Source organism: Roseateles sp. (genome assembly GCF_019237615.1).
In the GTDB taxonomy this organism is placed as follows: Bacteria; Pseudomonadota; Gammaproteobacteria; order Burkholderiales; family Burkholderiaceae_C; genus Pelomonas.
Genome location: NZ_JAFAGT010000040.1, coordinates 1 through 15,135, shown reverse-complemented (window position 1 = coordinate 15,135; position 15,135 = coordinate 1). Strand labels below are relative to the sequence as shown.

Annotated in this window: 12 protein-coding genes; 4 read left to right on the top strand and 8 right to left on the bottom strand. The window is 69.7% G+C overall.

Going from position 1 to position 15,135, the window contains the following annotated elements; genetic code table 11:
* Positions 1–2: 2 nt before the first annotated feature.
* From JOY88_RS07140 to JOY88_RS07115, 6 genes are all read right to left on the bottom strand, one after another.
* Complete coding sequence (locus JOY88_RS07140) at positions 3–5,801, bottom strand: hybrid sensor histidine kinase/response regulator (RefSeq protein WP_293501553.1); 5,799 nt, start codon at positions 5,799–5,801, stop codon at positions 3–5.
* A 33-nt stretch (positions 5,802–5,834) separates the two neighbouring features.
* The gene (locus JOY88_RS07135) at positions 5,835–8,183 is read right to left on the bottom strand and encodes a methyl-accepting chemotaxis protein (protein WP_293501551.1); all 2,349 of its coding nucleotides are present in this window, start codon (positions 8,181–8,183) and stop codon (positions 5,835–5,837) included.
* Between the two features lie 72 nt (positions 8,184–8,255).
* The gene (locus tag JOY88_RS07130; RefSeq protein ID WP_293501549.1) at positions 8,256–8,786 is read right to left on the bottom strand and encodes a chemotaxis protein CheW; all 531 of its coding nucleotides are present in this window, start codon (positions 8,784–8,786) and stop codon (positions 8,256–8,258) included.
* A gap of 84 nt (positions 8,787–8,870) precedes the next feature.
* Positions 8,871–9,236, bottom strand: a complete 366-nt coding sequence (locus JOY88_RS07125) for a response regulator transcription factor (protein WP_293501547.1) — start codon at positions 9,234–9,236, stop codon at positions 8,871–8,873.
* A 26-nt stretch (positions 9,237–9,262) separates the two neighbouring features.
* Positions 9,263–9,652, bottom strand: coding sequence for a response regulator (locus JOY88_RS07120; RefSeq protein ID WP_293501545.1), 390 nt, complete (start codon positions 9,650–9,652; stop codon positions 9,263–9,265).
* A gap of 61 nt (positions 9,653–9,713) precedes the next feature.
* Positions 9,714–9,866 (bottom strand): rubredoxin, encoded by a 153-nt coding sequence (locus JOY88_RS07115; protein ID WP_056199756.1) that lies wholly within the window; start codon positions 9,864–9,866, stop codon positions 9,714–9,716.
* Between the two features lie 182 nt (positions 9,867–10,048).
* On the opposite strand from JOY88_RS07115, the gene thiD reads away from it, so the two are divergent.
* Genes thiD through JOY88_RS07095 form a run of 4 tightly spaced genes read left to right on the top strand, consistent with a single transcriptional unit; the run spans position 10,049 to position 14,198 of the window.
* Positions 10,049–10,996 (top strand): bifunctional hydroxymethylpyrimidine kinase/phosphomethylpyrimidine kinase, encoded by a 948-nt coding sequence (thiD, locus tag JOY88_RS07110; protein ID WP_293501543.1) that lies wholly within the window; start codon positions 10,049–10,051, stop codon positions 10,994–10,996.
* Between the two features lie 18 nt (positions 10,997–11,014).
* Positions 11,015–12,301 carry a glutamate-1-semialdehyde 2,1-aminomutase gene (hemL, locus tag JOY88_RS07105; protein WP_293501541.1) on the top strand — a complete coding sequence of 429 codons (1,287 nt, stop codon included), beginning with the start codon at positions 11,015–11,017 and terminating at the stop codon, positions 12,299–12,301.
* A gap of 1 nt (position 12,302) precedes the next feature.
* Positions 12,303–13,676 (top strand): UDP-N-acetylmuramate:L-alanyl-gamma-D-glutamyl-meso-diaminopimelate ligase, encoded by a 1,374-nt coding sequence (gene mpl / locus JOY88_RS07100; RefSeq protein WP_293501539.1) that lies wholly within the window; start codon positions 12,303–12,305, stop codon positions 13,674–13,676.
* A gap of 45 nt (positions 13,677–13,721) precedes the next feature.
* A complete protein-coding gene (locus JOY88_RS07095) occupies positions 13,722–14,198 on the top strand; it encodes an ASCH domain-containing protein (RefSeq protein ID WP_293501537.1) in 477 nt (158 codons plus the stop codon).
* 2 nt (positions 14,199–14,200) lie between these two features.
* On the opposite strand, the gene JOY88_RS07090 is transcribed toward JOY88_RS07095, so the two are convergent.
* Entirely contained in the window at positions 14,201–14,593 is a 393-nt protein-coding gene (locus tag JOY88_RS07090) for a PaaI family thioesterase (RefSeq protein WP_293501535.1), read from the bottom strand.
* A 189-nt stretch (positions 14,594–14,782) separates the two neighbouring features.
* Positions 14,783–15,135: group II intron maturase-specific domain-containing protein (locus tag JOY88_RS23090; RefSeq protein ID WP_367269790.1), on the bottom strand; the 353-nt coding region annotated here is incomplete at its 5' end.

Here is a 15,135-nt window from a genome sequence, read left to right as displayed (position 1 = left end):
GGCTAGGCCGCCACGGTCCGCTGGGTGTACTGCTGGATCAGGCCGAGGAGGTGGTCCTCGTCGTAGGGCTTGCCGAGATAGTGGTCCACGCCGAGCTGGGCAGCGTAGTCGCGGTGCTTCTGCGCGATTCGCGACGTGATCATGATGACCGGCAGGCCGGCAAGCCGCGCATCGGCGTGCATGTTGCGCACCAGGTCGAAGCCGTCCATGCGAGGCATCTCGATGTCGGACAGCACCACCGCGGGCAACTCGTCGCCGGCCAGCTTCTCCATCGCGTCCAGGCCGTCCTTGGCCAGCATGACGCGCAGGCCGACGCGCTCAAGCAGACGCTGCGTCACACGGCGCACCGTCAGTGAATCGTCGACGACCAGCACCAGCGGTGCCAGCACCACCTCGGCCACCGGCTCCGCCTGAAGCGGGGCCGACGACTGCGCCTGGGCCGCGACCATGCGTGCCCGGGCCTCGACGCCATACCAGTCGGCCAGCGCGACGACGTTGTAGATCAGCGCCACGTCGCCAGAGGCCAGCAGGCTGATGCCCGCCAGGCCCGGCACGCGGTTGAGCTGGGCGCCGAGGTTCTTGACGACGACTTCCTGGTTGCCGATGACTTCGTCCACATGCAGGGCCAGCGACGCCTGGGCGCTGCGCACGAGCACGACGTGGGCATGGCGGCCGTGGGTGTGGCCACGACCGACATGGCCCAGCAGGCCGCCCAGCCAGTAGAACGGCATCTCGACACCGCCATGCTGCAGCTTGCCGGTGGCATAGGCCTGCTCGACCGCCTCGACCGGCACGCGCTGCACAGAGGCCATCAGCGCCGCCGGCACAGCGACGACCTGGTCCGCGCTCTGCAGCAGCACGATCTGCGTCAGCGCCGTCGTCAACGGCAGGCGCAGCAGGAAGCTGGTGCCCTGCCCGGCCGTCGACGTGGTTTCAATGCTGCCGCCCAGCGTGCCGACCTCGGCGCGCACGACGTCCATGCCGATGCCGCGGCCGCTGAGTTCGGTGACCTGGCTGGCCGTCGAGAAGCCCGGCGCGAAGATCAGGCGCTGCAGTTGGGCTTCGTCGGGCGCGTCGTCGGGCGAGATCAGGCCCAGCTGCAGGCCGCGCTCGCGGATGCGGGCGAGGTTGAGGCCGGCGCCGTTGTCCGAGAAGTTCAGCAGCACCTCGTTGCCATGCTGGCCGACGTCGATGCGCAGCGTGCCTACCGGGTCCTTGCCGGCCGCGGCACGCGCCTCGGGCGACTCGATGCCATGGGCGACGCTGTTGCGCAGCAGGTGCTCGAAAGCGCCGGCCGTGCGCTCCAGCACCGAACGGTCCAGCTCGGTCTGGCCGCCGGTTATCTCCAGCCTGACCTGCTTGGCGCCGTCGCGGGCAGCCTGGCGCACGACGCGGTGCATGCGCTCGCCGACGGAGTCGAACTCGACCAGCCGGGTGCGCAACAGGTCGTCCTGCAGCTCGCGCGTCAGCCGCGACTGCGCGGCCAGCTCGTCTTCGCCGGTCTGCACGTTGCGCCCCAGCGCGCGCTGCAACGTGGCAACGTCGCCGACCGACTCGGCCAGCATGCGTGTCAGTTCCTGGAAGCGGGTGTAGCGGTCGAACTCCAACGGGTCGAACTCGCGGCCGCCCTGCTGCGCCAGCTCCTGCTGGGTGTGCATCTGGGCCTCGGCTTGCAGCTCCAGCTCGCGCAGCTGGGTGCGCATACGCTCCAGGTTGTCGTCCAGGTCCAGCAGCGCGCTCTTCATCTGGGCCAGCTCGGACTCCATGCGCGCGCGGCGGATGCTGACCTCGCCGGCCTGCGTGGCCATGCGTTCCAGCAGGCTGCCGCGCACGCGCACCTGAGCCAGGCCGATCGCCAGGTTGTCGCTGCCGGCGGCGATCTCGGCGCCATCGGTGAAGCGGCTCCAGTCGATCTCGCGGGCCGGCTCGGCAGGCCTGTCGGCCGTGGCGGGCGGGGCCGGCGACGCCTCGACCGGGACCGGGACCGGGACCACGGGCCGGGCTGCCGGCGCAGGTGGTGGTGGTGCGACGGTTGTGGGCGCTGGCGGCGATGCGGCGGCCGTCAGGCTGCGGCCCAAAGCCTCGAAGGCATGCTCTAGCGCATCGCCCTCATGCTGCAGCGCCTGGACCTGAGCGTGGTCGGCACTGCCGGCACGCAGCAGCGCCTCGATGGCCGACTCCAGGTGGTGGGCCTGCTCGCCCAGACGCATGGCGCCAGCGAGGCGAGCGCCGCCCTTGAAGGTGTGCAGGGCACGCATGCAGGCGTCGGAGCGGCCCAGCTCGCCCGGATGGGCCAGCCAGTCGCGCAGCGCGCCGTGCAGTTGCTGCAGCAGGTCGCGGCCCTCTTCCTCGAAGATGGGATAGAGGTCGGGCTCGATGTTGTCGGGCAAGCCTGGCTCGGGCTCGGGCTCGGGCTCGGGTGCGGGCTCGGGCTCGGGCTCGGGTGCGGGCTCCACGCCCAGCAGCGGCTCTGGTGCGGCTTCGACAAACTCGGTCAACTCGATGGACTCATCCAACGGCATCGCGATGACGGCTTCGACGGGCAGTCCGTCCAGCTCGGAGGCGGCAGTGAGCGACTCCTCTTGCGGCTCGTAGGCATGCAGGCGGCTGACGACCTCGGGATCGTTTGGCTTCAGGAAGCCGGCTGCGAACTGGTGCAGCAGTCGACGGATGTCGTCGGCGGCTCGCACGAACAGCTCGGCTTCTGCCTCCTCGTGCCGCACGGCGCGCTGGGCACGGCCCAGTGCATGCTCGAGCTCGCGAGCCAACGCGGACAGTTCTTCGTAGCCAACCGTCGCCGCATTGCCGGCCAGCGCATGGGCCAGGGCCTCGCAGTTCGGCGGCACCCGCGGGTTCAGCTCGGCCGCCCATTCGGCCAGGCCCATGGACAGCTTGCGCGAGAGCTCGTCGGCCTCGTTCAAGAAGATGTTGAAGAGGGCGATGCTGATGCGCAGCGGTCCGATGAGCTTGAAGCCCTCCTCCGGGTCCACAGGCGCCGGCTCAGGTGTCGCCGCGTTGTCCACCACCAGCCGTGGCAAGGCCAGTGTGACCTCCTCCGGCCTGGGCGGCGCTTCAGCCAGCGCCTCATCGACCGACACGACGGCATCGGGCTCATGGTCCAGGTCGAGGATGACGCCGAAATTGGCCAGCGTCTGCTCCTCCCTTGGCGGCGCGGGCGGCGGTTCGGCCGGCACGTCGAGGGCAGCGGCGAGGTCCATGGTGGGCTCGTCGTCCAGCCATTCGGGCGCGTCGAGGTCCAGCGTCACCTCCGGCACCGGCAGCGGCACCTCGGCGGGCGGCGCGTCCAGCTCGAGCACGAAGTCGGGCGCCAGCGCCGCCTCCATCTCGACCACTTCGGCAGCAGCCTCGGCCCGCTCGGCGGACTCGGCGGGCTCCGGCATCGGTGCCATGGCCGGGGCTTGCGCAGGCCAGTGCAGCGGCAGGGGCTGGCCCTGCAGGCGCAGGGAATCGGCGCTGCGGCGCAGCGGGTCCGGCAGGCTGTGGCCAGGCGCGGTGCCGGCAATCTGCTGGCGCCAATGGTCGAAATAGTCCAGTGCCTCGGCCGTAAAGCCCAGCAGGGCCGCATCGGCCTGCGGGCCGGCCTCGGCGAGGCGGGCGTTGTAGAGCTGCTCGCAGGCCCAGGCGCCTTCGCCGAAGTCGTCCAGGCCCACCATGCGGGCGCTGCCCTTGAGCGTGTGGAAGGCGCGGCGCACGACGGTGAGCTGACCATGGTCGGCCGGCTGCTGGCGCAGTTCGGCCAGCGCGGTACGCGCGTTGGCGATGACCTCGTCAGCCTCCTCCAGGAAGATCTCGCGCATCTCCGGGTCGTCGGCGACGCTGGGCGCCGGCGGCGCGACGACCGGCGCGGGCTGCGACAGGTCGACGTCGGGCAAGCTGAGGTCGGGCAGGTCCATGCTGCCCAGATCGACATGCAGGGGCTGCGTCGCCTCCAATGCGGGCGAGGCCGGCGGCTCGGCGTCGAGGTCGACGTGGAAGCCACTGGCCTCGAAGTCGGGCAGCTCGACCGCGCCTTCGCGGCGGCCCATGACGGCGTCCAGACGACCCGTGGCCTCGTCAAACCGGAACATGCGCTTGGCCAGGGCCGGCTGCACGCTGAGCATGTCGATGAGGAAGCCCAGGGCGCCAAGGTTGTTGGCCAGGCGCTCGAAGACATCGCGCGCACCAGGGCGGTTGAAGTCGATCTCGGTGTTGGCCAGGCCGTCGACCTCGTCGCGCATGCGCACGGTGGCCTGGGCGGCCTGGTCCAGGCCCAGCACGCTGAGCACGCCGCGCATGGCCTGCAGCTGTCCCGGCACGGGGATCAGCAGCTCGCGCTGCGTCGGGCTGCGGAAGTACTCGTCGCATTGCCGCTCGATGTCCGCCAGGCTGGCGCGCAGCTCGTGCACGACGCTGCCCAGCGTCTGGCGGTCGGAGACCCGGCGATACAGGTCCTCCATCCAGTCTTCCAGCGGCTCCGCCGCCTGCCCATGGGCGACGGCCTCGACGCGGCGCGCCAGGCGGCGCACGCGGTCGGCCTGGTCAGGCTGGTCGAAGGCGGCATCCTCTAGCGCGGCTTCGACGTAAAGCAGGCTGGTGGCGACCTCCATCGCCAAGGCCGGCGGCGGCGCCGCACGCGAGCGCAGCGTCGCGACGACAGCGCGCTGCAGCGTCTGGGCCAGCACCTCTCCGCTGGGGAAGAGCCGGGTCAGCGAGTCGGCCAGCGCGGCAAACTGCTCGTCCAGGCCGCCCAGCCGGTGCTGGTCGCCCTCGGCAGCGCTGGACCAGCCCTCCTTGGCGGCCAGCACGCGGCGCTTGGCCTGCGCGACCCAGGCGGGATCGATGCGGCCCAGGCTGGCGTCCTCGTAGTCGCCAGCCTGCTCGTCGGTCAGCCGGTAGGCCTCATGCACGGCCGTCAGGCGCGGGCCGGCGCCCTGGCTGACGCGGCATTGGGCGCAGAAGAAGAGCAGATCCTGGGCCAGGCGTTCACGCGCGGGGTCCGCCTGGTCGCCCTGGCCGCTGGCACCGACCTTGCGCAGCTCGTGCAGCAGCTTGGAGCCCAGGCGCTTGGTATACGCGTCGCTGTCCAGCAGCTTCAGCGCCAGGCCCTCGAAGACTGCGGCGGCCAGTTGCCACAAAGTACGCGAGGTGCCCTCCGGCAGCGCGGCGGCAAGGCCGGCGCACAGGCCCGACAGGTTGGCCGCATGCGTGGAGCTGGGCTCGCGCATATGGCGCAGCAGCGCGGCCTCGAAGGGCGCGCGCACGGCCTCGGGTGAACGCGGCGGCGCACCGGCCTCCAGCGGGATGCTGCGCCAGGTCCAGTCGAAGGGCCACAGGTCGGCCGGGTGGATGCGCTCGACGCCGTTGAGCTGCTGCAACGCACGATAGCTCGGGTAGAGGGACAGCGGCGAGGCCTTGTTGCCGGCCAGCAGGCGGGCGACATAGGCCAGCAGCGCGAAGTCGGCCCGCTCTATGGTGTCGACGGTGCTGGCCTCGATCTCCAGCGGCCGCTCGGCCAGTCGGGCCACGGCCATCTCGGCGGCTCGCAGCACGCCGGCGCCGGCCGGCAGGCCCACCATGGACAGCACTCCGCTGACCTGGTGCAACTGGGCCGCTGCCTGCTGCAGCGGCGCGCTGGGCTGGGCATCGGCACCAAAGGCGGCGAGCCGGCTGTCGCCGCCATCGCGCACGAGGCGGCGCAGGGTCTTGTGTACCGACTCCAGGGAACGGCGCAATTCCTCCTGGACCCAGGCCAGCGGGCTGAGGTCGACCGGGAATTCGGAGTCGCGCAGGGAGCTGTCCATGCGGTGGGCTTTCTGCTCGGTGCGGGGGGCCGGTCAGGCCACCTTGAATCGGGACACGGAAGTACGCAGCGCTTCGGCGGAGCGGGACAGCTCATGCACCATCTGGGCGGTGGAGCGCGTGCCCTCCGAGGTCTGCTCCGTCACCGCGAAGATGTGCTGGATGTTGGAGGCCACGTCGTTGGCATGCGCCGCCTCCTGCTGGGCCTGCGAGGAGATGCGCACGATCAGCTGGTCCAGTTGGCGCGACACGCTGTCGATGTCTTCCAGCGCCTTGCCGGCCGCGTCGGACAGTTGCGTACCCTCCACCACGCCACGCGTCGAGCGCTCCATGGCGGCCACGGCGTCGTGGGTGTCGGTCTGAATGGTCTTGACCAGCGCGGCAATTCGGCGCGTCGCGTCGCCGGAGCGTTCCGCGAGGCGCTGCACTTCCTCCGCAACCACCGAGAAGCCGCGGCCCGCCTCGCCGGCGGACGCGGCCTGGATGGCGGCGTTCAGGGCCAGCACGTTGGTCTGCTCGGTAATGTCCGAGATCAGCTCCGTGATCTCGCCGATTTCCTGCGACGACTCGCCCAGGCGCTTGATGCGCTTGGAGGTCTCCTGGATGGAGTCGCGGATGGCGTTCATGCCGGCGATGTTGTTCTGCATCGCGGACAGGCCCTGCTCAGCGGCCTGACGGCTCTTGCGCGCCACCTCGGCCGTCGTCTGCGCGTGGGCGGACACCTCGGTGATTCGGTTCGCCATGCCCAGCACGGCCTCGCCGGTCGCTCGGATCTCGTGCAGTTGCTCCTTGGAGGCGGCCAGCAGGTCGGTGGAGGTCTGGTCCACCGCGCCGGTCGTGTCCGTCACGCGGGCGGCCGTGGCCTGCACCTGGCCGACCAGGTTGCGCAACTCCTCCACCGTGTAGTTCACTGAATCGGCGATGGCGCCGGTGATGTCCTCCGTCACCGTCGCCTGCTGCGTCAGGTCGCCCTCGGCGACACTGGCCAGCTCGTTCATCAGCCGCAGAATGGCCGCCTGGTTGGCGTCGTTGACGCGCTTGGCCTCCTGCTCCTGCGCCTCGGCCTCGCGCTTCTGTGCCTCGGCGAGCGCCGCGCGCTCGGACTGGTCGGCCACGAAGAGGCGCAGGAAACCGACGGCGCCTGCGACCAGCGCAATCAGCGACAGCGCCAGCGCCAGGATCAGGCCCCAGCCGGCACCGCCGGACTTCTCCAGCTCACCGGCGACCTGCTCCAGGCCTTTGCGCAGTGGCTCGGAGTCGTTCAGGATGGCCGTCTGCGCCTCGCGCGCAGACACCAGGCCCTGCAGGTTGCCCAGGATCGCGGAGGCCTGGGTGCGGGTCTGCTCGTACTGCTTGAGCAGGGTCTGCAAGCGCTCCTTCAGCTGCGGGTCGCGCGCGGCGTTCAGGCGCAGCTCGGGGCTGCCGCTGATCAGGGCCTCGGTGATGAGCTTGAAGGAATTCAAGTCCTTGCCGAGCAGGAACACGGCCTCGGGGCTGACGCCCTCCTGGGTCAGGAACTCGTTGGCGCTCTTGCCGATGCGCTGGGTCAGCATGACGAGCTGGCCGACCGCGGAGACCTCGCCGGCAGAGGAGCCGATCTGAAGGGCCTGCGACGACACGGCCTCCGCACTTTCCAGCAGGTCGCTGGACTGGCGGTTGATGGCACGCAGCGCCTGGCCCACCTGGGTCAGGATCTTTTCCTGCGCCTGCACGACCTTGCCGTTCTTCTCCGCGCGCTCGACCAGTGGCTTGAGGGTGTCCAGCGTCGGCTGCACGGCGGCCGGCGCGATGGCCAGGTCACCCTCGCCGGTGCTCAGGTTGTTGACGACGCCACTCAGCGTGCTGACCGACTCGCGCAGCTCCGCGAAGGCTGCCGGGTTGCCGACCAGTGCCGCGGACACGGACTTGGCCATGCGCTGCGAATGCATCAGCGCCTGGCCGGAGGCGCGCACCTGCGCCGCGCTGCGGTTGGACGACGCCAGCACCAGGCTGACGGAGACGGCCGTGCCGATGAAACCCAGCGCCACCAGGCCCGTCAGCACGCGCTGGCGGTGGCGGCCGAAGAACCCGCCTGGCTTCCCTGCGGGGGCCGCGGGCGGCAGTTGCGTGGGGTCGGCCGCCTGCGTCGTCGGCGCGAAGCTCATCGCGCCGCTGGGCGGGAACTCGCTGATCGGCCCCGGCTCGGATGGCAGGGCCTGCGAGATGATGGACGGCATCTCGGCGCGCGTGTGGATCTCGTCGCCAACAAGGGTGGAGTCGGCATGGTGGCCGGCATCGAAGCCAGCGTTGGCGCGCGAATCGAGGGTCGTGTCGACACTTTCCGGTGGCACCAGCGGCTGCTCATCGGCTTCGGGCTTTCCCCTGAGTTTGTCCAGCAGGCTCATCTCACCCTCGTCCTTCAGTGTTTGTGATGTCCGCGCTCGCGCGCGGCATGAAGCTTGGAAACAGAGCGCGCATCAGGCGACGATGTGCAGGAAGTCCTCCTGCCGCGACAACGCCTCGAGATTGATCTCCTGCCAGGGGCGTCCGGCCTCGTCGCGGTGCAGCGCGCCGGCAAAGCGCGGCAATGGCCCGGCCGGCTGCTGGGTGGCAAGCGGCAGCTGCTCGTCGCTGCGCAGGCCGGCCAGCCGGTCCACGAGCAGCGCGCAGTTCAGGTTCAGGTCGCTGCCCAGCGACACCAGGCGGCTCTGCGTCGGCACGGCGCGGCCGGGCGCGGGGTCTCGCAAGCCCAGGTACACGGCCAGGTCGACCACCGTGAACAGGCCGCCGCGCAGGTTGGCCACGCCGGCCAGCCAGGGCTTGGCATAGGGCACCGCCTTGATGGGCACGGGGGCGAAGATCTCGCTGGCCTGCTTGAGCGAGAACAGCAGACCCACGCCGGCGCATTCCACGGCCAGCCAGTTCGCGATCAGCGTCTGCTCGCGCGCCGCCTGCATGCGCTCCGCCAGGCGCTGCTGCAGTTCGCGGAGGGCGGTCTTGTTGGCCATCAACGCCGCCCGGCCGCCGGAAGGCGCTGATTTGCCCCTTCGGGGAGCGATAAGCGAACTGAGCGTGCGGGCTGCATCACGGGATCAGCCCAGGGCCTTGATCTTGGCGAGCAGTTCCTCGGCCTTGACGGGCTTGACGACGTAGTCGCTGGCGCCCTGGCGCATGCCCCAGACCTTATCGGTTTCCTGGCCCTTGCTGGTGCACATGATCACGGGCACGCCGGCGTAGCGCTCGTCGCGGGTGATGGCGCGCGTCAGCTGGAAGCCATTCTGGCCGGGCATGACAACGTCCATCAGGATCAGGTCGGGCTTGGCCTCGGCCAGGCGCTTCATGGCCTCATCGCCGTTCTCGGCGGTGCGCACATTGAAGCCGCGCTTGCCCAGCATCTCCGACAGCGCGTGCAGCTCGGTCTTGGAGTCGTCGACCAGCAGGATGTTGTGAATGCTCATGGCGGTTCTCTCTCGATGGGCGCCGCTCAGGGCCGGTGCTGCAGCACCGCCTGAAGCAGCTGGTCCTTGGTGAAGGGCTTGGTCAGGTAGTCCTGCGAGCCCACCATGCGTCCGCGGGCCTTGTCGAAGAGGCCGTCTTTCGACGACAGCATGATTACCGGCACTCCCGAGAACTGCGGGTTGCGCTTGATGATGGCGCAGGTCTGGTAGCCGTCCAGACGCGGCATCAGGATGTCGCAGAACACGAGATCGGGATGGAAGTCGCCCAGCTTGGCCAGCGCATCGAAGCCATCCTCAGCCAGGGCCACCTCGTGACCGCCCTGCTTCAGGAAGATCTCCGCGCTGCGACGGATGGTGTTGCTGTCGTCGATGACCAGGATGCGGGTGGGTCCCGCACCGGAAACTTGCTCGTTCAAACGTCGTCTCCTGGGAACTTCAGCTCGAGGCCAGGCCCATTCGGCCGCCTGTGAGGCAGGGTCAGATGCGCACCATCTCGAAATCTTCCTTGCGTGCGCCGCAATCGGGGCAGGTCCAGTTCATGTCGACATCGGCCCAGGCCGTGCCGGGCGCAATGCCATGCTCGGGATCGCCCGCAGCTTCGTCATAGATCCATCCACAGATCAGGCACATCCAGGTACTGGGTTCGCTCACGGTGCTCAGAGTTTGCTCACTACAATCAAATCATTCTAGCCAGGGCCCGAGAGCGCAATGCTGAGGGCAAACGCCTGTGCCCAGGGTCTCGCAAGCGCCCTTTTAGCGGCAGACTCCACGCTTTGCGGCAGCTCCTCGTCCGCGCCCGCCATGACTTCCCCATGAGCCCAACACCCAACCCCACCGACCCCGAGGTCGATGCCCCCCAAGACGAACAGGAAAGCCCGCCGCCGGCCTGCGTGCTGAGCTTCAACGCCAGCGACGCCTCCGGCGCGGGCGGCCTGGCCGGCGACGTGGCCACGATCGCGGCCATGGGCGCGCATTGCCTGCCCGTCGTCACCGCGATCGTGCTGCGCGACACCGCCGAGGTCTTCGAGCATGAGAACCTCGACGCCGACACGGTCGCCGAACAGGCCCGCCACATCCTGGAGGACGTGCCCATCACGGCCTGGAAGGTCGGCTTCCTCGGCAATGCAGAGGCGGTCAGCGCCGTCGCCGAGGTGCTGAGCGACTACCCGGACGTTCCGCTGGTGACCTACCTGCCTTCGGTCGCCTGGATCGACGAGGACGAGCAGCAGAGCTACCTGGACGCGCTGCGCGAGCTGGTGCTGCCGCAGACGGCCGTGCTGGTGGGCAACCACAAGACCATGACCGACTTCCTGTTGCCTGACTGGGACAGCGAACGCAGTCCCTCGGCGCGCGAGCTGGCGGTGGCCGCCGCACAGGCCGGCGCCCAGCATGTGCTGGTGACCGGCGTGCAACTGCCCAACCAGTACGTGGACAACGTGCTGGCCAACGCGCAAGGCCCCATTACCGGCGAGAAGTTCGAGCGCTTCGAGACCGCTTTCGTCGGCGCGGGTGACACGCTGTCGGCGGCGCTGGCGGCGCTGCTGTCGGTGGGCGCCGAGCTGCACTCGGCCGTCAGCGAGGCCCTGTCCTTCCTCGACCAGTCGCTGGACGCGGGCTTCCGCCCCGGCATGGGCAACGTCATTCCCGACCGCTTCTTCTGGGCCTTGCCCGCGGCGGACGAGGACGGCGGCGAGCCGCCCGACTTCGAGCCCGATCCCGAACCAGAGCAGCCGCCAAAAACGCCGCGGCGCATGCATTGACCTCCTGATTTCCCTCTCATGGCCAGCAATTCCGAGCTCTTCGAGCGTGCCGCCCGCGTCATTCCCGGCGGCGTGAACTCCCCCGTGCGCGCCTTTCGCGCCGTCGGCGGCACGCCGCGCTTCATCGCCCGCGGCGAGGGCGCCTACATCGTCGACGCCGAAGGCAAGCGCTACATCGACTACATCGGCTCCTGGGGGCCCATGATCCTGGGCCACGGCCATCCGGCCGTGCTGGAGGCCGTGCAGCGAGCGGCCATCGAGGGTTTCTCCTTCGGCGCGCCGACCGAGCGCGAGATCGAACTGGCAGAAGAGATCCTGAAGCTGGTGCCCAGCATGGACCAGGTGCGCCTGGTCAGCTCCGGCACCGAGGCGACGATGAGCGCCATCCGCCTGGCGCGCGGCGCCACCGGCCGGCACAAGTTCATCAAGTTCGAGGGCTGCTACCACGGCCACACCGACGCGCTGCTCGTGAAGGCCGGTTCGGGCCTGGCCACCTTCGGCCACCCCACCAGCGCCGGCGTCACGCCCGGTGCGGCGGCGGACACGGTCGTCCTCGAATACAACAACGTCGAGCAGCTGGAGGCCGCGTTCGCCGAGGCAGGCCATGAGCTGGCATGCGTCATCATCGAGCCCATCGCGGGCAACATGAACTTCGTGCGGGCATCGCTGCCCTTCATGACGGCGCTGCGGCGCCTGTGCACCCAGCATGGCGCGCTGCTGGTGCTGGACGAGGTCATGACGGGCTTCCGCGTCGGCCTGGGTTCCGCGCAGGCTCATTACGCCCGGCTCATCCCCGGCTTCGCGCCTGACATCTCCACCTTCGGCAAGGTCATAGGCGGCGGCATGCCGCTGGCTGCCTTCGGCGCCAAGCGCGAGGTCATGCAGCATCTGGCGCCGCAGGGCGGCGTCTACCAGGCCGGCACCCTGTCGGGCAACCCGGTGGCCACGGCCTGCGGCCTGGCGACGCTGCGCGAGATCCAGAAACCCGGCTTCTTCGAGTCGCTGTCCGCCAAGACGCGCCAGCTCGTCGATGGCCTGAAGGCCGTGGCCGCCGAGAACGGCGTGCCCTTCAGCGCCGACTCCGAGGGCGGCATGTTCGGCTTCTTCCTGCTGCCAGAGCTGCCGCAGAACTACACGACGGTCATGACGACCGACAAGGAGCGCTTCAACCGCTTCTTCCACGCGATGCTGGATGCCGGCATCTATCTCGCGCCGGCCCTGTACGAGGCGGGCTTCGTGTCGGCGGCGCACAGCGCGGCGGACATCGACGCGACGCTGGCGGCCGCACGCACCGCCCTGCGCTGACATGCATCTCCACATTCTCGGCATCTGCGGCACCTTCATGGGGGGCCTGGCGGCGCTCGCGCGCGAGGCCGGCCACCGCGTGACCGGCTGCGACGCCAACGTCTACCCGCCCATGAGCACCCAGCTCGAGGCGCTGGGCATAGAACTCATCACCGGCTTCGGCGCCGAACAGCTGGAACTGAAGCCGGACGTCTTCGTCATCGGCAATGTCGTCACACGCGGCGAGCGCTTTCCGCTGATGGAGGCCATCCTCGACGCGGGCCTGCCCTATGTCTCGGGCCCGCAATGGCTGGCCGAGCATGTGCTGCAGGGCCGTCATGTGCTGGCGGTGGCCGGCACTCATGGCAAGACGACGACGACGTCCATGCTGGCCTGGGTCCTGGAGCACGCCGGCCTGAAGCCCGGCTTCCTGGTGGGCGGCGTGCCGCAGAACTTCGGCGTGTCGGCACGCCTGGGCGAGGGCAAGGCCTTTGTCATCGAGGCGGACGAATACGACACCGCCTTCTTCGACAAGCGCAGCAAGTTCGTGCACTACCGCCCGCGCACGGCCATCCTGAACAACCTCGAGCACGACCACGCCGACATCTTCCCCGACCTGGCCGCCATCGAGACGCAGTTCCATCACCTCGTGCGCACGGTGCCGGCCAGCGGCCGCCTCGTCGTCAACGCCCGCGAGGAGGCGCTGCAGCGCGTCATCGCGCGCGGTTGCTGGAGCGAGGTGCAGCGCTTCGGCGCCAAGAAGGAGGAGGCCGGCATGCTGCGGGCCCGCGGCGAGCCGCAGTCCTTCGATGTGCTGCGCGGCGGCCTGAAGGTCGCGCGCGTCGAGTGGGGCCTCATCGGCGAACACAACCAGCTCAACGCGCTGGCGGCAATCGCCGCAGCCGAGCATGTGGGCGTGCCGCCCGAGCAAGCCGCCGCCGCGCTGGCCGAGTTCCAGAACGTGCGTCGCCGCATGGAGCTGCGCGGCGAAGTGAGACGTGAAGGCGGCGTCATCAAGGTCTACGACGATTTCGCCCACCACCCGACCGCCATCCGCACCACCATCAACGGCCTGCGTCGCCGCATCGCGCCGGCCGAGCGCATCTTGGCCATCTTCGAACCGCGCTCCAACACGATGAAGCTGGGCACGATGAAGGCCCAACTGCCCTGGGCACTGGAGGAGGCCGACCTGGCCTTCTGCAACCAGCAGGGCTTGAGCTGGGACGCCAGGGAGGCGCTGGCGCCCATGGGCGCACAGGCCGTCGTCGGCGCCGATGTCGATGAGCTGGTGAAGGCGGTCGTCAAGGCCGCCAGGCCGGGCGACCATCTGCTGTGCATGAGCAACGGCGGCTTCGGCGGCATCCACGACAAGCTGCTGGCGGCCCTGGCCGCCTAAGGCGGCCGCCGGCCCGCGGCGCGACGAAACGCTGCCCTGCCGACCATGGGGATTCCAAGCCGCTACGAAGCCTTCTGGGCCGCTGCCGAGCGGGCGCAGGTTGCGCTTGATCGCCATCGGTTCCTGGAAGCCTTCGCATTCGGCGGCAGCGAGCACCTGGCCGCGACGCTGGCCGAGCTGGTGCTCACCGGCGCCAAGCGGGCCACCGCCAGCCTGGCCTGGGTCTACGAGTTCGAGAAGAGGCCGCAGCCCCGTTGCGGCGATCTCAGCATCGTGACGTCCTGGGCCGGCGAGCCGCTGTGCATCATCGAGACGACCGCGGTGGACGTTCTCCCCTTCGATGCCGTGCCCGAGGACTTTGCGAGAGCCGAGGGCGAGGGCGACGGCACGCTGGCGTCGTGGCGGGTCCTGCACACCGAGTTCTTTGCCGGCGAATGCGCCCGCATCGATCGCGTGCCCAGCGCCACCATGCCGGTCGTCTGCGAGCGCTTCCGGGTGGTGTTCCCGCCAGAGGCGCGCTGAGCTTACTTCCCGTACAGCACCATCTGCGTGCAGCGGAACAGGGCCATCGTCTTGCCCGTCTCGCGGTGCGTCACCACCGCGTCCCAGACCTGCGTCGTGCGCCCGCCATGCACCAGCCGCGCCACGCAGTCCACCGTGCCGTCGCGCGCGGTCCCCAGGAAGTTGGACTTCAGCTCCACGGTCGTGAAGCCCACGGCGCCAGCCGGCAGGTGGGCCAGGCAGCCGTAGCCGGCACAGCTGTCGGCCAGCGTGACGACGCTGCCGGCATGCAGGAATCCGTTGGGCGCCATCAGCTGCTGCCGCACCGGCATCTCACCCTGCACCTCCCCGCCTGCATTGGCGGTGACGACGATGCCGAGGTGGTCGGGGAGGTAGGGCGCGGGCGTGCTGGTCATGGAGCTTCCTGGTGCAGAGGCCCGCATGCTAGCGAGCATCGGGACAGGGGGGCCATTGTCGGTTCCGCCCCTCCCACACCACCGGGCATGCGGGTCCGCACCGGGCGGTTCGAGAGCTTGAGGTCATGAGAGCCGGGCGGGCCCAACCGGTCGAAGTAGCCGATGGTCAGCACCGTCCTGAGCAGACCATCACTGTTTCGCCACCAACTCCGGCTGTTGCCCGCCATCCGCTTCGCTACGGTTCGCGCGGCGCCGCGGGCTTTGCGTTCCCGGTAGATCGTGCTTGCCCCCCCATTGCCTGAGTTGGATGGCCCGCAGGCGATGGCGCAGCCATGCGTGCAGCCTTCGCCAGACTCCTGGGGTTTGCGCCATGCCGAAGTACGCCTTCCAGCCCAGTAGGTAGTCGGCCCTGCAAAATCCGTTTTCTCCATCGAGCCCGCGAACGGCGCTCTCGCTGTGACGGCTGGCGGCGTCGGCGCGTCGGCGTGCGATTCGGCTTAGGCTTGAGCCGGCGAGCCTCCTGAGGCGTCCAATGGCGCCCA